General features: G+C 43.5%; 27 protein-coding genes. 2 read left to right on the forward strand and 25 right to left on the reverse strand.

The genetic code is table 11. From position 1 onward, the window contains the following. Nucleotides 1–32: 32 nt before the first annotated feature. Nucleotides 33–206 carry a hypothetical protein gene (locus CALPO_RS14740; RefSeq protein ID WP_169736175.1) on the reverse strand — a complete coding sequence of 58 codons (174 nt, stop codon included), beginning with the start codon at nt 204–206 and terminating at the stop codon, nt 33–35. 274 nt (nt 207–480) lie between these two features. Here CALPO_RS14740 and CALPO_RS0102195 point away from each other — a divergent pair, with 274 nt between their 5' ends. Beyond that, complete coding sequence (locus tag CALPO_RS0102195) at nt 481–1164, forward strand: 4'-phosphopantetheinyl transferase family protein (RefSeq protein ID WP_026485866.1); 684 nt, start codon at nt 481–483, stop codon at nt 1162–1164. Here CALPO_RS0102195 and CALPO_RS0102200 read toward each other — a convergent pair. Genes CALPO_RS0102200 through CALPO_RS0102220 form a run of 5 tightly spaced genes read right to left on the reverse strand, consistent with a single transcriptional unit; the run spans nt 1154 to nt 4371 of the window. After that, nucleotides 1154–1378, reverse strand: coding sequence for a YlzJ-like family protein (locus tag CALPO_RS0102200; RefSeq protein ID WP_026485867.1), 225 nt, complete (start codon nt 1376–1378; stop codon nt 1154–1156). The genes CALPO_RS0102195 and CALPO_RS0102200 overlap by 11 nt on opposite strands. A 2-nt stretch (nt 1379–1380) precedes the next feature. Continuing rightward, nucleotides 1381–2100: a ClpP family protease gene (locus tag CALPO_RS0102205; RefSeq protein ID WP_051585781.1), complete on the reverse strand. Its 720-nt coding sequence runs from the start codon at nt 2098–2100 to the stop codon at nt 1381–1383. A gap of 53 nt (nt 2101–2153) precedes the next feature. Beyond that, nucleotides 2154–3371, reverse strand: coding sequence for an aspartate kinase (dapG, locus tag CALPO_RS0102210; RefSeq protein WP_026485869.1), 1218 nt, complete (start codon nt 3369–3371; stop codon nt 2154–2156). Nucleotides 3372–3398: 27 nt separating this feature from the next. Continuing rightward, nucleotides 3399–3656, reverse strand: coding sequence for a YlmC/YmxH family sporulation protein (locus tag CALPO_RS0102215; RefSeq protein WP_026485870.1), 258 nt, complete (start codon nt 3654–3656; stop codon nt 3399–3401). Between the two features lie 10 nt (nt 3657–3666). Next, entirely contained in the window at nt 3667–4371 is a 705-nt protein-coding gene (locus CALPO_RS0102220) for a polysaccharide deacetylase family protein (protein ID WP_026485871.1), read from the reverse strand. A 146-nt stretch (nt 4372–4517) separates the two neighbouring features. On the opposite strand from CALPO_RS0102220, the gene CALPO_RS0102225 reads away from it, so the two are divergent. Then, nucleotides 4518–5375, forward strand: a complete 858-nt coding sequence (locus CALPO_RS0102225) for a P-loop NTPase family protein (RefSeq protein ID WP_026485872.1) — start codon at nt 4518–4520, stop codon at nt 5373–5375. Nucleotides 5376–5481: 106 nt separating this feature from the next. On the opposite strand, the gene CALPO_RS14370 is transcribed toward CALPO_RS0102225, so the two are convergent. The 19 genes from CALPO_RS14370 to CALPO_RS0102325 form a co-directional block, all read right to left on the reverse strand. Continuing rightward, the gene (locus CALPO_RS14370; RefSeq protein ID WP_169736176.1) at nt 5482–5658 is read right to left on the reverse strand and encodes a Spo0E family sporulation regulatory protein-aspartic acid phosphatase; all 177 of its coding nucleotides are present in this window, start codon (nt 5656–5658) and stop codon (nt 5482–5484) included. A gap of 187 nt (nt 5659–5845) precedes the next feature. Next, nucleotides 5846–7948, reverse strand: coding sequence for a polyribonucleotide nucleotidyltransferase (locus tag CALPO_RS0102240; protein WP_026485873.1), 2103 nt, complete (start codon nt 7946–7948; stop codon nt 5846–5848). 70 nt (nt 7949–8018) lie between these two features. After that, on the reverse strand, nt 8019–8288 hold the full coding sequence (rpsO, locus tag CALPO_RS0102245; RefSeq protein ID WP_026485874.1) for a 30S ribosomal protein S15: 270 nt from the start codon (nt 8286–8288) through the stop codon (nt 8019–8021). 93 nt (nt 8289–8381) lie between these two features. Further along, entirely contained in the window at nt 8382–9329 is a 948-nt protein-coding gene (locus tag CALPO_RS0102250) for a bifunctional riboflavin kinase/FAD synthetase (RefSeq protein WP_026485875.1), read from the reverse strand. Nucleotides 9330–9331: 2 nt separating this feature from the next. Then, a complete protein-coding gene (truB, locus tag CALPO_RS0102255; protein WP_051585782.1) occupies nt 9332–10201 on the reverse strand; it encodes a tRNA pseudouridine(55) synthase TruB in 870 nt (289 codons plus the stop codon). 1 nt (nt 10202) lies between these two features. Then, nucleotides 10203–11171, reverse strand: coding sequence for a DHH family phosphoesterase (locus tag CALPO_RS0102260; protein ID WP_051585783.1), 969 nt, complete (start codon nt 11169–11171; stop codon nt 10203–10205). Further along, on the reverse strand, nt 11155–11523 hold the full coding sequence (gene rbfA / locus CALPO_RS0102265; RefSeq protein ID WP_026485878.1) for a 30S ribosome-binding factor RbfA: 369 nt from the start codon (nt 11521–11523) through the stop codon (nt 11155–11157). Before rbfA ends, CALPO_RS0102260 begins: the two co-directional genes overlap by 17 nt. A gap of 15 nt (nt 11524–11538) precedes the next feature. Continuing rightward, nucleotides 11539–13638: a translation initiation factor IF-2 gene (gene infB / locus CALPO_RS0102270; RefSeq protein ID WP_026485879.1), complete on the reverse strand. Its 2100-nt coding sequence runs from the start codon at nt 13636–13638 to the stop codon at nt 11539–11541. Between the two features lie 128 nt (nt 13639–13766). Next, nucleotides 13767–14087, reverse strand: coding sequence for a L7Ae/L30e/S12e/Gadd45 family ribosomal protein (locus CALPO_RS0102275; RefSeq protein ID WP_035171995.1), 321 nt, complete (start codon nt 14085–14087; stop codon nt 13767–13769). Next, nucleotides 14065–14346, reverse strand: a complete 282-nt coding sequence (rnpM, locus tag CALPO_RS0102280; protein WP_026485881.1) for an RNase P modulator RnpM — start codon at nt 14344–14346, stop codon at nt 14065–14067. The genes CALPO_RS0102275 and rnpM overlap by 23 nt, the downstream gene beginning before the upstream one ends. A gap of 14 nt (nt 14347–14360) precedes the next feature. Then, nucleotides 14361–15398 (reverse strand): transcription termination factor NusA, encoded by a 1038-nt coding sequence (gene nusA / locus CALPO_RS0102285; protein ID WP_026485882.1) that lies wholly within the window; start codon nt 15396–15398, stop codon nt 14361–14363. A 16-nt stretch (nt 15399–15414) separates the two neighbouring features. After that, complete coding sequence (locus CALPO_RS0102290) at nt 15415–15873, reverse strand: ribosome maturation factor RimP (protein WP_026485883.1); 459 nt, start codon at nt 15871–15873, stop codon at nt 15415–15417. A 124-nt stretch (nt 15874–15997) separates the two neighbouring features. Continuing rightward, nucleotides 15998–20137, reverse strand: coding sequence for a PolC-type DNA polymerase III (locus CALPO_RS0102295; protein ID WP_026485884.1), 4140 nt, complete (start codon nt 20135–20137; stop codon nt 15998–16000). A gap of 9 nt (nt 20138–20146) precedes the next feature. Continuing rightward, nucleotides 20147–20770, reverse strand: coding sequence for a glycosyltransferase family 2 protein (locus CALPO_RS0102300; protein ID WP_026485885.1), 624 nt, complete (start codon nt 20768–20770; stop codon nt 20147–20149). Between the two features lie 15 nt (nt 20771–20785). After that, on the reverse strand, nt 20786–21829 hold the full coding sequence (gene ispG, locus CALPO_RS0102305) for a flavodoxin-dependent (E)-4-hydroxy-3-methylbut-2-enyl-diphosphate synthase (RefSeq protein ID WP_026485886.1): 1044 nt from the start codon (nt 21827–21829) through the stop codon (nt 20786–20788). Between the two features lie 4 nt (nt 21830–21833). Continuing rightward, complete coding sequence (gene rseP / locus CALPO_RS0102310; protein ID WP_026485887.1) at nt 21834–22850, reverse strand: RIP metalloprotease RseP; 1017 nt, start codon at nt 22848–22850, stop codon at nt 21834–21836. Beyond that, the gene (locus tag CALPO_RS0102315) at nt 22851–23993 is read right to left on the reverse strand and encodes a 1-deoxy-D-xylulose-5-phosphate reductoisomerase (RefSeq protein ID WP_026485888.1); all 1143 of its coding nucleotides are present in this window, start codon (nt 23991–23993) and stop codon (nt 22851–22853) included. It lies immediately after the preceding gene. A gap of 12 nt (nt 23994–24005) precedes the next feature. Next, nucleotides 24006–24770 carry a phosphatidate cytidylyltransferase gene (locus CALPO_RS0102320; RefSeq protein ID WP_026485889.1) on the reverse strand — a complete coding sequence of 255 codons (765 nt, stop codon included), beginning with the start codon at nt 24768–24770 and terminating at the stop codon, nt 24006–24008. After that, nucleotides 24770–25495, reverse strand: coding sequence for an isoprenyl transferase (locus CALPO_RS0102325; RefSeq protein ID WP_051585784.1), 726 nt, complete (start codon nt 25493–25495; stop codon nt 24770–24772). The genes CALPO_RS0102320 and CALPO_RS0102325 overlap by 1 nt, the downstream gene beginning before the upstream one ends. Nucleotides 25496–25498: the final 3 nt, after the last annotated feature.

Below are 25498 nucleotides of genomic sequence, written 5' to 3' on the forward strand. Positions count from 1 at the left end.
TAAAAAAGCAAAAAAATAGTGAGCTCTTAAGCTCACAGAAGGTTTACGCACACCTTGTATTTTTTCAACACGCTGCCGTCTACGTCGTACTCGTATACAAGGGCACCCCATTTTTCCACTTTAAACTCACATGCACAGTCTCTGCAAAAGTACATCTTTTTACCTATCTTCCCTATATTTGTACTTTTGCAGTGTGGACACTTCATATTCTTCACCTCGCTACTTGAAGCGCTACTCTATATAACTATTTTACCCTTTTTTTGTAATAATTATAATCAACCGCCTAGCGGGTAAATTTCAGCCTTAACCTAAACTTACCTATTATTATATCATCAAAATGCATATCTTCAAGACTTTTTACTCATTTTTTTGACTCTTCTACAATATTTTTTAATCTGTTGAAACTAAACCCGCGTTAAAATATAATTAAAGATATAATTAAATAAATAAGACAAAACCAGAGGAGCGATATATCCCATCATGAAAATTTACGCGGTAAAAATCCCTGAAAAAATTGAATCCATTATATTCGATGAGCTGCTCAAATGTTTACCCGATGAGAAACAGAAGAGGATTAAACGCTGCATAAGGCCAGAAATCGCCATGCAAAGGCTGGTCGCCGACATACTTGTAAGGTCCCTGGTGCAAAAGCACCTCTCTATTAAAAATAGCCGCATTGAAATTAAGGTCAACAATCATGGCAAGCCTTACATACCAGGAGCAGACAATTTTCACTTTAACATTTCTCACTCCCATCAATGGGTAGTATGCGCTGTAGACGATAAACCCATAGGCGTTGATGTAGAACTCATAAAGCCGGTAGACTTCAACATCGCCAAGAGATTTTTTTGCGATGAAGAATATAAAAGTCTTATGGAAAAAGATGGCTTAGAAAGGCTGCACTATTTTTACACCCTGTGGACATTAAAAGAAAGCTATCTCAAAGCAATAGGCACGGGTATGGCAATCTCATTGAGATCCTTTTCCATTAAATTGGATGGCGACAAGATAACCCTAGAAAATCCCACTGAGTTCAGGGATTGCTACTTTATGACTTACGACATCGATGCAAACTACAAGCTCTCTGTATGCGCTAAAAACAACTCATTTCCGGGCCGCATAACCGTCAAGGACTTCAATGAGCTGTGTTTTTTTAAGGGATAAACCACTTTATTTTTATCTTATGGCCAGGTGCAAAATGCGGATCCATATAATCCCACGGATTAGTGGAAAAAACGCTTACTATCTCCATCTCGCTGTCTGAGCTCTTTCTAAGCGTCAAGATCCTATTGCCAACACGGCACTCCAGTAGGTCTTTATTGGACATCTTCTCTATCCCGTCGTACAGGACCTCAAAAGGAACCACTGTATAATACATAATCACAACCTTCTTTCAGCATTTGTCTGTTCAATAAGCTGTCTCAACTTCGCAAGCGCCTGGCTTACGCCCCCTACTTCGTCAATAAGCCCGCAGTCCACCGCTTCTTTGCCTACAAGTATTGTCCCCACATCTGTAGCCAGCTCTCCCGTCCTCAACATGAGATCCAAGAATTTCTCTTTGGTTATCTTAGAATTCCTCGCCACAAAATCCACAATGCGATCCTGCATTTTGTTAAAATATTCAAAGGTCTGCGGTACTCCTATGATCAAGCCGTTCATCCTTATAGGGTGTATTGTCATCGTAGCACTGGGAGCTATAAATGAGTAATTGGAAGATACGGCCAGTGGCACCCCTATGCTGTGCCCTCCTCCCAGCACGATAGAAACAGTGGGCTTTGACATGCTAGAAATCATCTCCGCTATAGCAAGACCTGCCTCCACGTCACCGCCAACGGTATTTAAAATCACCATAAGACCTTTTATTTTTGGATCCTGCTGAATGGCAATAAGCTGTGGTATAATGTGCTCGTATTTCGTCGTCTTATTTTGCGGAGGAAGCACTATGTGTCCTTCTATCTGGCCTATTATAGTAAGGCAGTGAATATCCCCTACAGCATCAGGTATATCTATGGTTCCAATGTTTTGAATGTTTTGTAATTGTGGATTAGCCGCCTCTGAAGGAACAGGAGGCGCTACTGTGTTTCTTTTGCCCTTTTCCAATGACCTCACCTCAAAATTATTTTGCACATAAAAAAGCGATAAAATACAAGATTTTATCGCTCAGAAAGGTTAAACTCATTATGAAGTGCTATTACGGCCTTTTTTATATCGTCGTTTTTTATAAGGCACGATATGGTAGAATGGGAATCAGACGTCTGCAAAATCCTTATGTTTTCCCTGCTCAAGGCCTTCACCACTCTTGCCATGACTCCAGGCACGCCTCTCATCCTCTGACCAATTACAGATACAATTCCACAATTGTGATATACATTGTATCTTAAAGAATACCTGTTCAATAACTGCTCCAGCTGCTGGCTTTTATTCTCATCTACCGTAAACACCAGCTTTCCCGGGAATACATTTATAAGGTCAATGCTTATGTGATTTTTAGACAATTGATCAAATATCTCGTTTTCTAGCCGATCATCCTCTGACCCCAATTCTATCTGGAACTGAGCCCTATCGGTTACATGAGCTATAGCTGTTATTAACCTACCGCCCTCGGCTGAACTGTACACGAGCTCATTATAGTTCCCTATGATAGTTCCGGGATGATCGCTCATGGTGTTTTTAATGATCAACGGTATATTAGCCCTCATAGCCACTTCCACGGCTCTGGGATGAATGACCTTTGCTCCCTGCTCGGCCATCTGAAAGACCTCGTTGTAATTTATCTTATCAATAATCCTGGCATCCTGGACGATTCTGGGATCAGCTGTCATAATTCCATCCACGTCGGTATATATCTCAATGGCTTCAGCTCCTAACGCTTCGCCCAAAATGCTGGCAGTAAAGTCGCTACCTCCTCTGCTCAATGTCGTTATATCGCCCTTTTCTGTAACGCCTTGGAAGCCAGCTACTACGGGTATATAATCTTCTTCCAGGTACTCCAGAATCCTAAACGGCTCAACTCTCAACACTTCCGCGTTCCCGAAGGTATCGTCCGTTATGATGCCGGCCTGAGCCCCCGTCAACGCTGCTGCTTTTACGCCTTTGTTTATGAGGCTACATGCCATAACCGCAGAGGATATGACCTCACCGCATGACATCAAAAGGTCCAGCTCTCGCAGCGAAACATAAGAATTCTGCGCTTTAACCAAGTTTATGAGGGTATCCGTGGCATACGTATCCCCTTTTCTTCCCATAGCAGATACCACTACCACGCACTTGTATCCTTTTTCTCTAGCTTTTAGTATTTTCTGTATGACCATTTCTCTTCGCTCAGGCGTTGCTACAGATGTACCTCCGAATTTCTGCACCAATATTTTCATCAAAATCCCCCTAAACACTATATTTTATTAACTATTATATCTGCTATTTTTATTAAATTCAACCACGATAATATCCGATCCTATCTTCCTTATGTTTTCCCAGGGAATCCTGATATTGGTTTTCTCTGCAGCCCTAAAAGAAAGCTTCCCTCCGCTGTTGATTAAAAAAGCCTCAATTTTACCGGTGTTTTCGTCAATGAGGAGATCCGCATCTTCCAGCAGCCCTAGCTTGGTTCCATCGCTTAAATTTATAATTTCCTTTCCTCCAAAACGGCTAAGCCTCACGATAATCACCTCACAAAACGTCTGAAACCCTACCTATTTTAAAGCCGTTGCGCTTTAGCTCGTTTACAATAGTAGGTAGGGCTTCCACGGTATCCTTGGTCGGATGCATGAGAATTATGGCGCCATTATGGTACTTTTTTATGACTCTGTTCACCACAGCGGGTGCTCCATCACCTCTCCAATCTATGGTATCCACGCTCCACATAATCACCTTATGCCCCAGAGCCTCTGCTACTTTGACCGTAGTATCATTAAAATCGCCGTAAGGCGGAGCAAAAAGCAGAGGTTTCTGCCCCGTGATTGATTTAAGCAACTCGTCGTTTTTTACTATATCATTTTTTACCTGTTCAGCGGATAAAGTGCTGTATTTTACATGGGTATAGCCATGGCTTCCTATCTCATAGCCTTTCTGATAAATTTCTTTTATAAAATTTTTATTTTTTTCGGCCCAGTTTCCCTCAAAAAAAAAGGTAATCTTTATACCTTGATCATCAAAATAATCCAGCATCTGCCTCAGGTAATCATCTCCCCACGCCACATTACAGGCAAAAGCCACAATCTTTGTCTTATCGTCCCCTTTATAAATAGGATCCTGGTTCATGGTGTTGATAGCCTTGCCGGCAAAAAGCAAGACCATGAGCACTACAATGAGAATTATAATCGCTATCGCAATAAGCAAATGAACCTTTTTGGGCTTTACATAATAAATCTTCATTAGGTACCCCTCCTTTTATCTTTACATTCTATGTGTATTTTCGAGTATAACATTTTATAACCAAAAGTAAAAACATAGAAAGCAGTTCTCAATTGTGCTAAAATTATATAGAAACAGATCGATTATCGTTGAAAGGGGATTTTTATATGGAGAAAAAGTTTCCACGCACCAATGTAGGCGGTGTGTCTCTGTCCAGGATGATCATAGGAACTAACTGGATACTTGGTTATAGCCACACCAGTAATGCTGCCGATAACTTTATAAAGCGACAAAATTCAACGGTAGAAGCTATTACAAGCATACTGGAGGTATTTTTAAACTCGGGTGTTGATACAATTATGGGGCCTTTTGCAGGCAATAGACAATTAATCGACGCTGTCAGAGCAGCGGAAGACCGCATGGGGAAAAAAATGATTATCATAGATACGCCGATAATCAATGTAGACGATAACGCCATGGCCCGCAAAGAAGCTGAAGAAGTTATCGCTTTAAGTAAACGAATCGGCGCAACCTTTTGCCTCCCCCATCACACCTCTGTAGAACAGCTGGTCAATAAGAACAAAAAGACTATAGAAAGGTTACCAGATTATCTGAAGATGATACGCGACCACGACATGATACCAGGATTATCCTGCCATATGCCAGAACTTATCGTCTATTCAGACCTTAATGGATATGACGTAGAGACGTATATACAGATTTACAACTGCGCAGGTTTTTTAATGCAGGTGGAAATTGAATATGTACATAAAATAATATGGAGTGCTAAAAAACCTGTGATGACTATCAAACCTATGGCAGCAGGACGCGTAAGTCCTTTTGTAGGCCTGACGTTCTCATGGCACACCATACGGCCATGTGATATGGTAACTGTAGGCTGTTTGACCCCTGAAGAAGCCGAAGAGGACATAGAAATCTCTCTGGCTGCTTTAGAAGGGCGTCCGCCTATGCTAGAAGGACGTGACAGCCCTAACAAAACGGAAATAATGAAAAATCCCTTATAAGTGCAGGAATAGATTAAACCTCTTTAGCATTGTTTATTTATTCCACCCTTTCTTTAAATCATAAAAACACGCCCTACATTTCAACTACAAAAGTCCTGACTTATGGTCAGGACTTTTTATTTAACTCTTTTATATACATATAATATTTGGTTATATACTCATCTAATTCCTTACTTTTTTTTATAACTTCCTCGTCAATCCCCTGTTCTTCAATTAAAAGTTCAAGTTCTGCTCTGAGTAATTCAATGTTTTTTAGCAGGATGTCAATTTGCTTTTTATTCATTTTAACCACCTCGGATGTAGTTTTCCAAGGTGGCATGAGGTTTTATTCCCGGACATAAAAAATACGCCTTATGGCGTACTACCAGATATAATACGTTTTTTCTTCATTTTGCTGATAAAACTCACAAAATGGCTTGAACAACATATTTTGAAATAAAAAAACATAAACCACGTGGTTTATGTTTTTTTTATTTGCGCTTTTCATTTTTGCTGTCCTCCAGGGCATCTTTACGCGAAAGATTAATCCTCCCCTGTTTATCTATGTCCGTAACCTTTACCAGTATCTTATCTCCTACGCTCACTGCTTCCTCTACGGACTTAATCCTCGTCTTAGACAATTTGGATATATGCACAAGGCCTTCTTTGCCAGGCGCTATCTCCACAAAAGCGCCAAAAGGCGTAATCCTTGTAACTTTCCCTAAATACGTGGTACCTACTTCCACGTCTTTTGCTATGCTCTCTATCATCTCTATAGCCCGCTTGCACGCTTCAATATCCGGGGCAGAGACGTAAATCCTACCGTCCTCCTCTATGTCTATCTTGGTATGGGTTTCATCGATGATTTTATTTATAGTCTTGCCTCCCGTTCCTATTATATCCCTGATTTTATCTACATCAACCACAGTGGTAAGTATCTTTGGCGCATATGGCGATAAATGAGGTCTTGGCTTATCAATGACCTGAAGCATCTTTTCCAATATATAAAGCCGGCCTTTTCTCGCTTGCTCCAGCGCTTTTTGCAGTATCTCTTTTCCTATCCCATGGATCTTTATATCCATCTGAATGGCGTTTATGCCCTTTGCCGTACCTGCCACTTTAAAATCCATATCCCCTAAAAAGTCCTCTAACCCCTGAATATCCGTCAATATAGCTACTTTGTCCCCTTCTTTTATAAGGCCCATAGCTACGCCGGCTACCGGTGCCTTTATGGGAACGCCTGCGTCCATCAGCGCCAGGGTGCTTCCGCATACGCTGGCCTGGGATGTAGAACCGTTAGAACTTAAGACCTCTGAAACCAGCCTTATGGTATAAGGGAACTCGTCTTCTGAAGGTATGACAGGTTCTAATGCCCTCTCTGCCAGAGCTCCATGGCCTATCTCCCTTCTGCCCGGTCCTCTCAAAGGCCTTGTCTCACCCACGCTATACGGCGGGAAGTTGTAATGATGCATAAACCTCTTAAATTCTTCGTCTCCAAGGCCATCCAATATCTGTATATCTCCCATGGCGCCAAGAGTAGCTACCGTGAGAACCTGGGTTTGGCCCCTGGTAAACAAACCAGAACCGTGAGCCCTGGGCAGCAAGCCTACCTCGCAGTAAATAGGCCTTATTTCATCTAGTGCCCTCCCATCTACCCTGTAGCCGTCTTCTATCACCATCTTTCTCATCTGCTCTTTGGTGATGTTGTACAGGATCTCGTCGATGTCCTGCTCCTTATCTGGATACTTTTCCAGGAAAACCTGCATCACTTCTTCATTGACCTTATCCAGATTTTCTGTGCGCTTTTGTTTGTCATCGCTTAAAAGGGCCTCTCTTATTTTTTCGGTGGCGTATTCTCTAACCTCTTTATCCACCTGTTCATCAGGCGTAAACACCGTGTACTCCATCTTGGGCTTACCCACTTCAGCTACTATCTTCTCCTGAAATTCCACGATCTTTTTGATCTCTTCATGGGCAAACATTATAGCATCCAGCATTACATCCTCGGGTATTTCATTGCCACCGGCCTCTACCATCATAATAGCATCCTTAGTTCCAGACACCGTAAGGTGCAATGTGCTCTTTTCCCTCTCCTTGAGAACAGGGTTGAGAACCAATTTGCCATCCACAAGCCCTACAACCACAGAGCCCGTAGGTCCATCAAAAGGTATGTCGGATATAGAAAGGGCTACGGACGAGCCTATCATAGCAGCTATCTCCGGTTGGTTATCAGGATCTACCGACAAAACAGTGACTATGACCTGCACATCGTTTCTGAACCCGTGAGGGAATAGCGGTCTTATCGGCCTATCTATTAAACGGGCTGTCAAAATAGCCTTGTCTGACGGCTTTCCTTCCCTCTTTATAAATCCGCCGGGGATCTTGCCTATAGAGTAAAGCCTCTCCTCATATTCCACGCTTAACGGAAAAAAATCCACGTCTTCCCTGGGCTCCTTTGAAGCACAGGCCGTAACCAGAACCACCGTATCCCCATAGCTCACCAGAGCAGAGCCATTAGCCAGCTGTGCCACCTTACCCAAGGATACTCTAAGCTTTCTCCCTGCCAATTCCATTTCGTAGATTTTCTCTTCCATAAATTTAACCTCCTTTCACAATATTATAACCTTGCGGCTTTTAAATTAAAAGAGCGAGTGCTTCTCGCCCTTATTTTCTGAGATTTAATTCTTCTATAAGTTGCTTATACTTATTGTAGTCTTTTTTCATAAGGTAATTTAGCAAAGACCTTCTCTTGCCCACCATTTTCAAAAGACCTCTTCGGGAATGGTGGTCTTTTTTGTGCACAGCCAGATGCTCATTTAAATCGTTTATCCTCTTGGTCAACAGAGCAATCTGAACTTCCGGTGACCCCGTATCGCCCTCGTGCTTTTTGTACTTGTCGATTATCTCCTTTTTGACTTCTTTGCTCAGAGCCATAAATTTCACCTCCTCAGCATATCTTTCACCGATTACCTAGAAGCCGTCGGTGACTCGGCTTTCTAAGTAATGGCATCTATAACCTTTACTATTTTAACACAAAACGTGGCGGTTGTAAAATAGATTGTCGTAATTTAAGGCATATCTCACATCTTCCTGTAATTGTCTCTTTAAATCCCCTATCCTCTCAAACTTTATCTCGTCTCTTATGCGCTTTAAAAACACAATCTTAACAGCTTCACCGTATAAATCCCCAGAATAACCTATTAAATGGCTCTCTACGGTCATCTCACTGTCGTCCTTTACTGTGGGTTTCACTCCCACATTGGTTATGCTTAAATACCTATTCCCACAAGCAAATGTGTGCGTTACATATACGCCCTTTTTAGGCAAGCACCTATTTTTACAGCAATTTAAATTCACCGTTGGAAAACCTATAGTGCGACCCAATTGCTTTCCCTTCACCACCACGCCTTTAATCTCGTAATACCTACCCAGATAGTCTTTCGCCACATCCACCTGGCCTTCAGATATGAGATTTCTTATATAAGTGCTGCTTACTACATTGCCGTAAACCTTAGCAGGAGAGACAACTTTTAAATAAACGCCATGGGCATCGCAAAGGTCTGCAATCTTTTGGGCATTTCCCATACCTCTATAGCCCATCCTAAAGTTCTCACCGATAACCAGTGCTTTACATCCCAGCCTGTTTACCAGAACTTCTTTAAAAAAATCCATGTAGCTCATCTGGGACAGCGAACAGTCAAAGTCCAATGTTATGATAAAATCGGGGTTACATTTTTTTAAAAACCGGATTTTATCGTCAAAATCGGTCAGAAGGCAGAGGCTTTTACGTGGATATAAGATAGACGATGTATGGCCTTTAAATGTAAATATGACTTTATAAAGCCCCTGACTGGACGCCACATTTTCTAGGGCGCTTATCAGCTTTTGATGGCCTACATGTACACCATCAAAATTCCCTATGGTAATAGCTGTGCTATGTAATTTTACATTTTTTATATCATTCAAGATCTCCATGTTTATCTCCTCGGCGTAAATACATTTAATACCTTTATAATCCCGCTGGCCCGCTGTCCAATGGCCAGGAAACTCCCATTTTCAGAATATATGCGCACCTTTTGATCCTCTCCTTTATACGATGCCGATAGCCTCCCACCGTTCAAAGCCTTTATCGCATCACTTTCTGAAACCACTATTTTCTCTAAGTCTTTAAGAGGGTAATCCACAGGCAGCATATCATCCTCTCTCAAGTGCTCTACATCTACCGATTCCTTTAATGAAAAGACCCCCGATTTTACCCGCTCCAACGACAGCATATAACCGCACGTTTTTAAAGACGTCGCTATGTCATTGCACAATGTCCTGATGTACGTGCCTTTTGAACACCTTACCCTGAATTTAACGAGATTAGGCTTAAAATAGTTTAAAATAGCTATATCATATACTGTTACCTTTACAGGTTCCCTTTCCACAGTAAGCCCTGACCTGGCGAATTCGTATAGCTTTTTTCCACCTACTTTCTTAGCTGAGTACATAGGGGGTACCTGCAGGATATCGCCTTTAAATTTCTCCATTACTTCTTCCAAATCATCAGCGCTTATATCGGGCACAGGTTTTATTTCAACAACATTTCCATACCTGTCCTGGGAATCTGTAGCTATGCCCAAAAGCATGGTGGCGATGTATTCTTTATCCTGTTGCTCAATGTGCCTTATGACTTTAGTAGCGGCATTTACAGCTACAGGCAATACGCCAGAAGCACCAGGGTCCAGCGTCCCTAGATGCCCCGCTTTTACTTTAAAACGCCTTTTTACCATCTCCACTACTTCATAAGACGTCATGCCCACAGGCTTATAGACGTTAAAAAAACCATCCAAATAGCACTTCACCTCATCGTCCGCCTTTTATTGCATCAGCGCAGGCCCTGACCACTCTTTCAATAGCTTCTTCCATGGGAGCTTCTACAAAACAGCCCGATGCCAGAACATGTCCTCCTCCTCCAAAAACAGCCGCCACCTTGCTTACGTCTAGGGCCTTGGACCTGAAACTGACTTTTATCCTGCCATCTTCTTCTTTAAACAAAAGCCCGATTTCTACGCCATCAATGCACCTAGGATAATATACCAATCCCTCCGTATCCGACGGCTTTGCGCCACACTTTTCCAGCATAGCTTTTGTAACCACTATATAAGCTATAGAACCATCTTCTACTACCCTCAGCGTCTTCAACGCTTCACATATCAGCAACACCTGACTTAATGTCTTTTTTTCGAAGATTTCTTCGGAAATCTTCCTCAAATCAGCTCCGTTGTTTAACAGGTCTGCCGCTACCTCATGGGTTATGCTGGTAGTATTGCCGTACATAAATCTCCCCGTATCTGTAGCCAGACTGCAATAAAGGCACGTGGCAATACGGTTATCAAATTCTACGCCTAAAAGCTTTATTAATTGATAGACGAGCTCAGCGCAAGCGCCGGAATTGGAGTCGACCACATTGTAATCAGCGTACATGGTATTGCTTATATGGTGATCTACGTTTATTTTCACGGGAACCTTTGAGTACAGCTCTTCAGCCCTTCCCATTCTGCCTTCATCGCTGCAATCAATGGCCACAGCAGCATCATAGTGATTTTCTATTTCAGGGCTGTACTTCAGGATCTTATCGCTTTTGGGTAAAAACCTAAAATCGCCGGGAACGTCATCATCTATGACTATATCTCCTTCTATGCCTAACTTGTTTAAACCGTGCAAAAGAGCCAGGGTTGAGCCTATCCCATCGCCATCAGGGGAAATGTGGGTTACGATCAACACCTTTTTAGAGCTCTTTAATATCCTTACGATTTCACTCATCACCATCATTTTTTTCTACCTCGTTTCTCAGATTGTCAATTAACTTCGTTATGTGGATGCCTCTTTCTATAGAGTTATCCAGTTGTACGTCTATTTCAGGCGTATAAAAAGTCTTTATTTTACTACCCACCTCTTTGCGCAAAAAACCAGAGGCCTTTTTCAGCGCCTCAATAGTAGCGGCTCTTTCTTCATCGCTGCCGTATACGCTTACGTAAACCTTGGCATGTCTCATGTCCTTTGATACGTCCACATGAGTCACACTGGTTAACGGAGCTATCCTAGGGTCTTTTAACTGGTTTTTTATGAGGTCGCTTATAACCTTCTTGATCTCCTCAGCAACCCTGTTTGCCCTGTAATTCATAGCCAATAACCTCGCTTATCTTTGTACTTCTTCCGTCGTAAATGCCTCTATAATATCACTTTCCTTGATGTCGTTAAATTTTTCCAGCATCAAGCCGCACTCGTAACCCGCAGCCACTTCTCTCACATCATCTTTAAACCTCTTTAACGATATAATCTTGCCTTCATAAACCACCGCACCGTCTCTTACCAGCCTCACAGACGCAGTCCTAGTAATCTTACCGTCCAAGACATAGCATCCTGCTATAGTCCCCAGTCCCGATACTTTAAACAACTGCCTCACTTCAGCTCTTCCCAAATATACTTCACGGTACTCGGGTTCCAGCAAGCCCTTTAAAGCCTTTTCTATATCGTCTATTACGTCATATATGATCCTGTACAGCCTTATATCTACTTTTTCTCTTTCAGCCAGATCCCTAGCCTTAGAATCAGGTCTCACATTGAAGCCTATTATAATGGCATTGGACGCAGAAGCCAGCATTACATCCGTCTCTGTTATAACTCCAACGCCTTCGTGCAGAATGTTAACCCTAAGCTCATCGCTGCTCAGCTTTAAAATAGCCTGCTTTAACGCTTCCACAGATCCCTGGACATCAGCTTTAACTATGACGTTCAGTTCTTTTATGTTGCCCTGCTGCATCTGGTCAAACAGGTCTTCCAGCGTCACCTTCTGCGCCGCGGACCTTGTCTCTTTCATCTTTTCTTTTCTTGCCTCTGCCAATTCCCTGGCTTTTTTCTCGTCTTCTACTACCACCAACAAATCCCCTGCTTCCGGTACCTCGGAAAGCCCCAATACCTCTACAGGCGTAGAAGGACCTGCCTGCTTTAGCTTTCTGCCCTTGTCATCAAACAAGGCCCGAACTTTGCCGTAAGCGGTTCCCACTACAATAGCATCCCCTACTCTTAGCGTGCCGCTCTGTACTATAACCGTCGCCACAGGGCCACGGCCTTTATCCAAAAGCGCCTCTATAACGGTACCTCTGGCCTGCTTGTCAGGGTTAGCTTTTAATTCCTGCATTTCGGCTACCAACAGTATCATTTCCAGCAGGTCGTTTATGCCTTGTTTTTTCGTAGCCGAAACCGGTATGCAAATGGTGTCTCCTCCCCACTCTTCTGGTATTAACCCATATTCCGTAAGTTCCTGTTTTACCCTGTCAGGATTGGCTTCGGCCTTATCTATTTTATTTATAGCGACAATTATAGGGACTTTAGCTGCTTTTGCGTGGTTGATCGCCTCGACGGTTTGAGGCATTACCCCATCGTCAGCAGCAACTACCAAAACCGCTATATCCGTCACCTGTGCTCCTCTTGACCTCATAGAGGTAAAAGCCTCATGCCCAGGCGTATCGAGAAAGACTATCTTTTTGCCATTGAGCTCTACTGTAGAAGCGCCGATATGCTGCGTAATGCCTCCTACTTCCCGAGCTGTCACATTGGTGTTTCTTATAGCGTCCAGTAACGAGGTTTTACCGTGATCCACGTGACCCATAACCGTAACAATAGGCGGCCTAGGTTTCAGGCTTTGAGGATCGTCTTTTTCTTCATCCAAGACCTCACCGCTGTCGGCCTCTTTCTTTTCTACTGTTATACCGTATTTATCCGCGAGCTTTTGCACCACTTCGTAAGGAAGCACATCGTTTATCTTTAGCATGTATTTCATAAAAAGGAGATCTCTAACCACTTCAGAAGGATTTTTCTTTATGAGCTCAGCAAACTCCCTTACGGTCATGCCTTCAGCAAACTCAATTTTATCCACCGGTGCGTTCTGCTGTTGCTGGACAGCGGTGCTTTCCATGGCCGCTTTTTTATTTTTCTTCTTCTTAACACTTTTCCTCTGCTTAAACCTGTCTTCCTCATTAAATTCGGCCTCATATTTATCAAAATCGTCCTTATCCTCGCTATCATCCCGCGCCTCTAAAGATATAGTCTCCTTTTTCTTTGTGGCTTCATCGCTCTTTGTCTCTTTAACCAATTCCACTATCATATCCACCTCCTCATCTTCCAATGTACTCATGTGATTTTTCACATGGACACCCAAATCCAGCAACTTGGATATTAAATCCTTGCTGGATATGTTGAGCTCTTTAGCTAACGTGTACACCCGCATTTTTGACATGGCATTACCTGGTTCAAAAGCTTAACTGCATTGCAGTTAACGGCCTTCCCATGACCAGGCTTTCCTCCTTTCGATAAATTTGCCCTCTATGAGGGCGTACAAGGCAGGAAGACCTCCCCTTCCCCTACCTATCTGCTGTCTGCTGCGCCGCTTATCGCATCCGCAAACCCTTTATCCACAACGCATACAACAGATCTCGGACTTTTGCCCAAAAAGTGCCCCAGTTCATCTTTCCGCCCGCTCACGATTACAGGGACATTGGATCTGTGACATAAGTCCATAATTTGCCGCACCGTGTTATCCGCTGCGTCTTCCGCAATTATCACTAATTTTGCCTTTTTTTTCGTTATAGCCTGTCTTGTTAAAAAAATTCCCGATTTAATCTTGCCCGCGCGCTGGGCAAGCCCTAACAATGAGTAAAACTTTCTATTGTCCCTCAATTTTATCATATTCCTCTCTTATCCTCACAAGGTCTTGCTCGGAAATCTGCGTGTTTAAAGCCTTTTCCAGCTTTTCTTTAATCAACGTCTTTTTAAGACAATCTTCATTGGGACAAAAATAAGCCCCGCGACCAGACACCTTTCCTGTGGTATCCAGCTGTATTTCACCCGTCTTGGCGTTTTTAACTATCCTTATAAGTTCTCTCTTGGGCTTTGATTGCATGCACCCCAGGCACTTTCTCATAGGCACTTTTTTCACCGCAGCCATCAGACATCACCACGCTATTTAGATTCTACGCTGTTTATGTCGATTTTCCAGCCCGTAAGTTTAGCCGCCAGTCGGGCATTCTGCCCTTCTTTACCTATGGCCAAAGACAGCTGAAATTCAGGTACAAAAACTCTGGCCACTTTTTCTTCTTCATTTATATCAACTTTTAGTATAGTGGCAGGGCTCAGCGCGTTGGATACAAATTCGCCGACGTCTTTGCTCCACTTCACTATATCTATCTTTTCTCCTTTTAATTCGTTTACTACAGCCTGGACCCTAGTTCCTTTAAAGCCCACACAGGCACCAACGGGATCTACATTCTCATCGTGAGAAAATACCGCCATTTTTGTCCTGGACCCGGCCTCCCTGGCTATGCTCTTAATCTCTACCAATCCCTCGTAAATTTCAGGTACTTCTTGTTCAAAAAGCCTTTTTACAAGCCCGGGATGGGTACGTGACACTATCACAGCAGGGCCTTTTGTGGTTTTCTTGACCTCTACCACAAAGAGCTTTATCCTGTCTCCAGGTTTATACGATTCTCCCGGAATTTGCTCGGAAAAAGGCAGCGTCGTCTCCATCCTTCCCAGATCTATAAGCATATTTTTGGTTTTTTTATCCACCCTAGTTACAACACCTGTTATTATGTCATTTTCTTTTGTCAGAAAATCCTCGTACAAGACGCCCCTTTCCGCTTCACGGATTTTCTGAACCACCACCTGTTTAGCTGTTTGAGCTGCTATTCTTCCAAATTTTTTCGGGGTGATTTCCACCTCCACTACGTCGCCGATCTGGTAAAGCGCACTTATCTTACGAGCCTCTTCAAGGCTTATTTCCATTTTGTCGTCGTGCACCTCGGGAACCACTACTTTTTGCGCCATAACCTTTATAATCCCTGTATCCCTGTTTATATAGACCTTGGCGTTCTGCGCCGTTCCGAAATTCTTTCTGTACGCTGTCATCAAAGCCGTCTCTAAAGCGTCCAAAATGACATCTTTGCTTATACCTTTATCTTTCTCTATTTGATCCAGCGCCTCAATTAATTCCCCGTCCATGATATCAAACCCCCATCTAAAATTCAAAATACAAACGCGCCGAGGAAATTTTATCCAACGGTATCAACATATCCTTTCCTTCCTCTACTTCTACATAAACATTGCCTTCGCTGTAACCCTTAAGCACCCCTACGATTTCCTTTTTGCCATCTACTTGCTGATAAAACCTTAAATAAGCCTTTTGTCCTTTAAAGCGCTCGTAATCTTCAGGCCTTTTAAGGGGCCTTTCTACACCCGGCGAAGATACTTCCAGTATATAACTATTTTTTATCGGGTCCACTTCGTCCAACCTATCGCTTAAATACCTGGATAAGTCTTCGCAATCGTTTAAAGTCACGCCTCCTGGTTTATCAATATACACCTTTAAGTGCCATTCTTTGCCCTCTTTTACGTATTCCACATCCACTATTTCGATGTCTTTGCCCTCTAAATACGGCTGTATCAATGATCTAGTTATATCTTCTATTCTTGACATAAAAATCCTCCTGATTATTCACTCGTAATAACACGAAAGAGTGGGTACTACCCACTCTCTTCCAATGCTCTACTGGTTATTATAACACAGTTGTATCGATAATGCAATAAGGTGCATCCACCCGTCAAATGTCAAATAAAGACAGCTGGCTGGTCTCAGACATGCCTTTCAAACACCCGTGCTTGCTCAAGATCTCTATAACCGTTTTGCTCAGTCTGGCCCTCTCTCTCAAATCTTCAACCGAGACAAATTTACCCTCCTGGCGAGCCCTGACTATGTTTTGAGCAGCAGCCAGTCCTAATCCGGCGAGAGAATTAAGAGGAGCCAGTAAGCCATCCTCTTTGACTATAAACTTTACCGCGTCAGATTGGTATATATCCACAGGATAGAGCTTTATCCCCCTCATGTACATCTCAAGGGCTACCTCCAGAATAGTTAGCATGTTCTTTTCCTTGGGCGTCATGTCATTTCCCTTGTTGTTCAACTGACTTATAACCCGCCTTATCTCTTCCTCTCCCTTTACTACCACATTTGCGTCAAAATCGTCGGCTCTTACTGTAAAGTACGTAGCGTAAAACTCTTTGGGGTAGTGCACTTTAAAGTAAGCTATCCTAAAAGCCATCATAACATAAGCTGCAGCATGGGCTTTGGGAAACATGTACTTTATCTTTTTACACGACTGAATAAACCATTCAGGAACGCCCTTTGCTCTCATGGCTTCCACGTCTTCATCGCTGAGCCCTTTGCCTTTCCTTACTTTTTCCATGATCTTAAAAGACAGCTTGGGTTCTACTCCTTTTTGCAGGAGATATAGCATTATATCATCCCTGGTACATATGACTTCTTTTAAAGTCGCAACGCCGTCCCTTATCAGGTCCTGAGCGTTATTTAACCACACGTCTGTCCCGTGAGATAGGCCGCTTATCCTTATCAATTCCGCAAAAGTGGTAGGACGGGTATCTACCAGCATTTGCCTTACAAATTTAGTACCAAATTCTGGTAGCGCCAGCGTGCCCACCTCGCAATTTATATCTTCGGGCTTTACCCCTAAAGGCTCTGTAGACGTAAATAATTTCATGGTATCTTTATCGTCTAGAGGAATAGATCTGGCGTCTACCCCTGTCAGGTCTTCCAGCATCCTTATCACAGTGGGATCGTCGTGGCCGAGTATATCCAGCTTCAGCAGCCTGCCGCTTAACGAATGATAGTCGAAGTGAGTGGTTATCACTGAAGAGCTGCTGTCATCAGCAGGGTGCTGTATTGGCGTAAACTCGTATATCTCGTTGTCTTTGGGGACAACCATAAGCCCCCCTGGGTGCTGCCCTGTAGTGCGCTTTACCCCAGTACAGCACTGAACAAGCCTGTCTATTTCAGGCAAATGGACTTTTAGATTGTGGTCGTCGATGTACTTTCTGACAAAACCGTAGGCGGTTTTATCGGCTAGGGTTCCAATGGTTCCAGCCCTAAAAACATGGCCTTTGCCAAAAAGCTCTTCTGTGTACTTGTGAGCAACGGGCTGGTATTCCCCAGAAAAATTGAGATCTATGTCAGGCTCTTTATCGCCGTCAAAACCTAAAAACACCTCAAAAGGTATGTCAAAACCGTCTTTTCTAAGGGCTGTACCGCAAACAGGGCAATCCTTGTCTTCAAGGTCAGGCCCTGACCCTACGCTGCCATCGGTGTAAAACTCTGAATACTTACACTTGGGGCACACATAATGGGGAGGCAAAGGGTTGACTTCTGTAATACCGCTCATGGTGGCCACCAATGAAGAGCCTACAGATCCCCTGGAGCCCACAAGGTAACCGTCGTCATTGGATTTTTTCACAAGCCGCTGGGCAATGATGTACAGTACCGCGTATCCGTGGTTTATTATAGAGTCCAATTCCCTTTTCAAGCGCTTATCCACTATATCCGGCAGAGGGTCCCCGTATACCTCATGGGCCTTGTTAAGCACCATCTCCCTGAGCTCTTGTTCTGCTCCGGGGATTTTAGGCGTATACGTCTCATCGGGTATTGGCTTTATAAACTCCACCATGTCAGCTATCTTATTGGTATTTTTTACTACTACTTCTTCTGCCACATCAGAACCCAGGTACGAAAATTCATCCAGCATTTCGTCAGTGGTCTTAAAGTACAGAGGAGCTTGGTCGTCGGCGTCCTCAAAGCCAGCACCGTACATCAAGATCCTCCTGGCGACTTCGTCTTGGGGATCCAGAAAGTGTACATCCCCTGTGGCAACCACGATTTTTTTAAGTTTTTTGCCCAGCCGGTATATTTTTCTGTTGATCTCCCTGAGGTCTTCTTCACTGGATACCAGCTGTTTTTTCAACATAAACCTGTTGTTTCCCACAGGCATTATCTCCAGGTAATCGTAAAACTCCGCTATGCTCATAAGCCTCTTTTCGTCAAATCCGCTTAAAATACCCCTGTACAGCTCACCGGCTTCGCAAGCCGAACCCAGGATTAGCCCTTCCCTGTACTTCCTCAAAAGGCTTCTAGGTATCCTGGGCCTTCTATAATAGTGCTTAAGATGGGCCTCTGATATTAACCTGTACAGATTTCTCAAGCCCACCATGTTTTTTACCAGTATCACCGCATGATAATGTTCGCTCTTATTGTTTATTTTTCCTGAAAAGCGCTCGTTTAATTCCGCCAGCTTTTTTACCCCTTCAAACTTCAAGGATTCAACGCATTTTATGAATATGTCCGCCGTCGCCTCTGCATCATCCACGGCCCTGTGGTGGTTTTTAAGCTCCACGTGGAGATGCTTGGCTACGGTATCCAGCTTGTGGTTTTTTAGATCAGGGAACATTCCCCTTACCAGCTGTAATGTATCCAGCACCGGATTGTCAAAGGCTATGCCGTATGCCTGTGCTCTGTTTTTTATAAAGGCGATGTCAAAATCAGAGTTGTGCGCAACCAGGACAGCATCTCCTACAAATGACTTAAATTCTCTTAGGACTTGCCCCACCTCAGGTGCGCCTTTTACCATCTCATCGGTTATACCTGTAAGCCTTACGATGTTCTCCGGAATCTTTACGCCGGGGTTTACAAAAGTTGAGAATCTATCCACCACCTCGCCGCTTTTTATCTTAACAGCTCCGATCTCAGTTATGCGGTCTCTTTTTGTATCCAACCCTGTGGTCTCTATATCCAGCACCACGAACTCACAACCTAAGTCCCTATCCCCAGGGTTATAAACCACAGGCATGCCGTCGTCGTATATATACGCCTCTACGCCGTAAATCACCTTTATTCCGTACTTTTTAGCGGCATCGGCAGCTTCAGGATACGCCTGTACCACACCATGATCTGTTATAGCGATGGCCTTATGGCCCCATTGAGCGGCTCTCTTTATGAGGTCCTCTGCTGAATTTACGCCGTCCATGGCGCTCATCCTAGTATGTAGATGAAGTTCCACCCTCTTTTCCTCGGCTTTATCCGCCCTCTCCTCATGCTCAAATACCTCAATATCGCTACACACCATCACCGTATCCCGCACGAAGTTATCGTACCTCACCGCGCCCCTGAATTTGTACCAGTTGTCTTTTTTCACTTTTTCCTTTACATGTCCGTTTTTTTCATCGAGAAAAACCTTGACGTAAAGAGAATCCGTATAATCCGTCACTTTCAAAGTGAGGAGCAATTTCCCTTTTTTCAATGGCCTTTCTTCCACATCAAATACCTTGCCCACTATCGCGGCCCTTTCAATCCCCTCATCTATCTGATTTATGCTTATGCACTGATCTTTAATAGGTTTACCCATTATGACCGGGTCATTGTCAATTTTACCCTGCTCAATTTTATCTTCGCTCGCAATCTCTACGCTGTACATTACATCGCCATCAGGTAGCGCATTTTTCTCCTCTACCAGCTCAAATTGGACCCTGGCCAAAATTCCCGTATATTTAAATATAAGCGAGGCGATAAACTTATCAACGCCTTTTTTCTTCATGAATTCCATACCAAACCTATTGCAAACAGATAAGATAAAGTCTTCGCCTGCTACTTTGTAACCTCTTACAAACTGCTTAGCTATGGGGTACTTATCTGTTATCGCCTCTAGGATATTGGTCCATTGAGACCTTAAATATCCCTCTACGGAATCATACCATATCTCAGGTGCTTTTACTACGACATCTTTAATGAATTGAAACCTCTTCTTTATATCGTCCTTCAACACCTCAGGGTCTTCGCAACCATCTGTATCGACTTCCAGCGTCCTGTTTACAACGTCAAATTTTACGCCTTTTATCACCATATCACCTCCTCACGGAGAGGCAATACACTTTATGATATCCCAGTACATCTTTAACCTCGCTTTAAACCCCGCTATAAACCCAAGCTTCTCTTCTTTCATCACGTGGGTAAGGTCTTTTAAGTACACGTTTTTTACTTTTATACCAGAGCGTCTCGCATACCTGGTAATGGCGATTTCAATGCCGTACTTCACATCTTCCAAAGCCCATATATCCTCCAAGACAAAGCGCTTTAAGGCCCTTTGACCTGACAGATGAGGCGCTATTACCTGGGCAAAATCAGTGGACAACCTTCCGCTAGAAAAAAGCCCTATCGTCATGTCAGCTTCTCCACCCAGCACAGGTCCTAGCAGGTCTCTGATGTGTTCCTCTTTTAACCCTATGAGGTCAGCGTCCAGCATCAATAAAATATCGCCCCGCGCCACCTCAAGGCCTTTTTTCACCGCGCCTCCCTTGCCTACATTTTTTTCTAATTCCACAACCGTGGCGTATTTCCTGGCAATATCTGCTGTCCTGTCAGTGGATCCGTCGTTTACCACGATTATATCGTCGCTGACGCCAGAAGCCACTACCGCCTTGAGTACGCCTTCTATGGTTTTCTCCTCATTATATGCCGGAATGATAACAGACACCATAGACTATCATCCACCTTACAGTTCATTTATACCCTTCATGAGCTCTTGGATTATGTCTTTTTCCGCTATCTTCTTTACTACCTTTCCTCTCTTAAACAGGACAGCGCAGTCCCGACCTCCTGCAATACCAATATCCGCATCCCTGGCCTCTCCAGGTCCATTGACCACACAGCCCATAATAGCCACTTTTATGTCTTTTTGTACCCCCTGCAATCTTTTTTCTATTTCATTGGCTATATTTATAATGTCAACAGTGCACCTGCCGCACGTGGGGCACGATATTATCTCAACGCCTTTTTTCTCAAGGCCGAGCGATTTCAGTATCTGATGTCCCACTTTTACCTCTTCCACAGGATCTGCCGTCAGCGAAACCCTCATGGTATCCCCAATGCCCATCCATAGAAGTATACCCAAACCCACAGAGGATTTTATCGTCCCTCCCCACATAGTACCTGCCTCAGTAATACCTATGTGAAGGGGATAGTCCAGCCGTTGAGACACCATTATGTAGGATTTAACAGTGGTGCTTACGTCAGAGGCCTTCAGAGAAATGACTATGTCCTCAAATCCAAAATCCTCCAGCATCTTTACGTTTTTCAATGCGCTCTCAACCAACGCCTCAGGGGTTCTGCCGTACTTGTCCAGGTATTCTTTTTCTATGGAACCCGAGTTTACGCCTATCCTGATAGGGATGCCGCGATCTTTTGCCGCATCTACCACAGCCTTTATCCTATCAGAAGACCCAATATTACCCGGGTTTATCCTGATTTTATCCGCCCCGCTTTCTATAGACTTAATAGCAAGCCTGTAGTCAAAGTGAATATCAGCCACCAGCGGAATAGCAATCCTTTTTTTTATCTGGGATATGGCAGCGGCTGATGCCTCATCGGGAACCGCGACCCTTACTATGTGGCAACCCGCTTCCTCAAGCCTTTTAATCTGCTGACACGTCGCTTCCACATCTGCGGTATAAGTGGTGGTCATGGATTGAACCGCAATGGGGTGGCCGCCTCCTATTATCACATCGCCTATTTTTACCTCTCTCGTCTTTTTGCCCATGTTCTCACCTGCTCAATCTCAATATGTCCTTGTAGGTCATAAAAATCATAAACAAGATGAGGAATATAAAACCTATGAAATGTATCAGCCCTTCTTTTTCCCTGTCTATAGGTCTCCTCCTAACGGCCTCCACCAGTAAAAATAACAGTCTGCTGCCATCTAAAGCCGGTATAGGCAAAAGATTGATTATCGCCAGGTTAAGGCTGATTAATGATGTAAGGCCTAGTAAATTGTAAAAACCCGACCTGGCCGCTTCTCCTACCACGCTTATAATGCCCACAGGCCCCATAAAATCATTCACAGAAACCCTGCCCGTTACCAAGCCCGTCAAAGATGACAGCATTACCTGTGTTATATAAAATGACTGGTATATGCCGTTTTTAACGTTGACCGCCAGAGATGCTTTATTATTGTAACCTATCTTTCCCTTAGGCGTTATGCCTATCATTGGCTTTTTGTTTTTTTCATCGTACACAGGGGTAACTTTGAAGTCCAGGATCTTACCAGCCCTATTTACTTCGATGGTTACTGGCTTATCCACGCTCTCACTTACTGCAGCTTGAAGGTCGCTCCACGTCTTTATGCTGTAGCCGTCCACCTTCACTACAACGTCTCCAGGCATAATACCGGCTTGAGCAGCAGGGTAATCGGGTATCACCGACTGAACTACAGGCACAGGAGTCACGGTTATAAATCCCATTGCGATGAATATCAATACAGCTACAAGGAAATTCATCAAAGAACCAGCAGCAGCCACCGCAAACCTCGCCAAGACAGGCTTATTGGAATAAGCCCTTATGTCAGTAGAGGATTCATCTTCACCCAGCATCTTGCAGTAACCCCCTATGGGGAAAAGCCTTAGGGAATAAAGGGTTTCGCCCTTTTTAAATCCCACCAGCTTAGGTCCCATTCCGACAGAGAATTCCTCTACCTTTATATCAGAGAGCTTGGCCGCTATAAAGTGGCCCAATTCATGGAAAACTATTAAAATACCGAGAACGATTATAGATATTGCTATCAATTAATTCACCACCATTTTTTTCACTGCATCTCTTGTGCGCCAATCTGCATATATTATATCCTCAAGAGACGGATTGTAAATCGGACTATGCCGATTTAAAGCCTCTTCTATAAAAACAGGGATATCCAAAAACCTTAAAGCGCCTTTAAGAAATAAATCTACCAGCACTTCATTGGCCGCGTTTAAAACCGCAGGGTACGTACCACCTTTAAGCGCTGCATCGTAGGCCAATTGTAAGCACCTAAATTTTTCGCAATCAGGCTTTCTAAAAGTTAGTGTTAGACCGCGCAAGTCCAGTGGTTTAATCATACCTCTGAGCCTTTGTGGATAGGACAGGGCGTACTGAATAGGCAACCTCATGTCAGGAACACCCATCTGAGCCAGAACGGCGCCATCTATAAACTCCACCATAGAGTGCACAACGCTCTCCGGGTGTATCACCACTTCTATGTCATCATATTCAACGCCAAAAAACCAGTGAGCCTCTATGACCTCAAAGCCCTTGTTCATAAGCGTTGCCGAGTCTATAGTTATCTTTTGGCCCATACTCCAGGTCGGATGTTTTAACGCTTGATCCACTGTCACATCTTTTAACATATCAACGGTATAATCTCTAAAAGGCCCTCCTGATGCCGTCAAAATGATCCTCTTGATCTCCCCGTACCCCTCAGGCTTTTGAAGGCATTGAAATATGGCTGAATGCTCGCTGTCCACAGGCAAAATAGCTGTGTTTTTCTCTCGGGCCATGGATACGATTATTTCACCAGCTGTAACCATTGATTCTTTGTTGGCCAGTGCCAGTGTCACACCCTTTTTAAGAGCAGATACAGTGGGCATAAGGCCTGCTATGCCCACAATGGAATTTAATACAATATCAGCAGCGCAAGCTTCCACCAGGCGCGCAGGTGCATCTTCTCCAGTAATGATGTGGCATTTATAATTTAACAGCTCACTGATACAGCTGCTATCTCTCACTATAGCGACCATAGAGGGCTTGAATTCGTTGGCCTGCTGTGCCAGCAATTCTGAATTGTCAAATGCCGACAAGCCCACTACTTTAAATTCCTCTGGATGCTGCTTTATAACTTCCAGAGCCTGCCTACCTATAGAGCCTGTTGAACCCAATATCAAAACCCTTTTCATACCATACCTCTCTTATAAGTATATTTTATCTGCTAGAAAATAAATGACAACACTTACGTAAATTATACTGTCAAATCTATCCAGCACACCACCATGTCCTGGTATTACATTTCCGAAGTCCTTGATCCTGCAATTTCTCTTGATGTACGAAGCGCTTAAATCCCCTATCTGAGATACCACCGAGCCCACAAAGGATATGATCAAAAAAACATAGCTGCTGTGCAAGTAAACCATGGCATAAAAATATACCGTTATGACACACCCCACCACACCACCCACAAAGCCCTCTACGGTTTTGTTGGGGCTTACATCAGGACAAAGCTTTTTTTTGCCAAAAAACCTCCCTATAAAGTAAGCAAAGGTATCAGTGGAAAAAGCTATTATAAAAACCAGCCAAAAGAGCTTCGCATCTACGTCCCTTATCCTTAGAAGAAATACAAAGGGAATTACAGCGTATATAAAACCTGCAATCCTCAAAAAAACCACATTTACACTGCGCTTATTCAATATAGCAAAGGTCATGAGTACAATAAAATAAACATATATCAAGATATCAGAAGACACCACTTCATTCAATACAAAAAAAACCGCTATGTACAGATAGCCGATTAAATCCAGATAACCCGATTGGCCGTTGCTATTGGCTTTATTAAACTCGCGATACGCAATTGCCGCCAGGAGGAACATGGCTACTTTCAACGGTATCCCGCCGTACACTCCAACGGCGATCAACATAGGTATTCCGATTAATGCGCTCAAAACTCTTTGTTTTAGCATTATAATCCTCCAAAACGCCTTTCCCTTTCCTGATAATCGGCTATAGCCGACAATAGGTCTTTTTCGGAAAAATCCGGCCACAAGGTGTCAGTATACCATAATTCTGAATAAGCGATCTGCCAGAGTAAAAAATTGCTCACCCTGTATTCTCCCCCTGTGCGTATCAAAAGATCGGGGTCAGGCATCCCCGCTGTGTAAATATAATTTGAAAACAGCTTTTCATCTATATCCTCTTCGCTTATCTTTGAGCTCTTAACGCCCTTAATTATCTCTTTAACAGCATTTACGATCTCCAGCCTGCCACCGTAATTTAAGGCCAGATTTACAATTAAGCCGTCATTGTCCTTCAATAATTGTTTGGCTCTCTCTATTTCAAACCTTACGTCATCTTTAAAAGAGGATATATCGCCGATGAAGTTTAACCTTACATTGTTTTTGTTTAACTCCATTACTTCACGCCGTAAATAATACACCAATAATTTAAAAAGGGCACTTACTTCTCTCTCAGGGCGTTTCCAGTTTTCCGTGGAAAAAGCGTACAACGTAAGGTACTTAACCCCTATTTGGGAACAAAACTCTATAATTCTCTTCACCGTCTTTATACCTGCCCTGTGCCCAGCGGTTCTTGGCATACCTCTCTTCTGTGCCCACCGGCCGTTCCCATCCATAATTATAGCGATGTGCTGCGGTATCTTACTCCCATCTATGTCCATGGTTTCATCCATTAA

This window comes from Caldanaerobius polysaccharolyticus DSM 13641 (genome assembly GCF_000427425.1).
Lineage (GTDB): Bacteria > Bacillota > Thermoanaerobacteria > Thermoanaerobacterales > Caldanaerobiaceae > Caldanaerobius > Caldanaerobius polysaccharolyticus.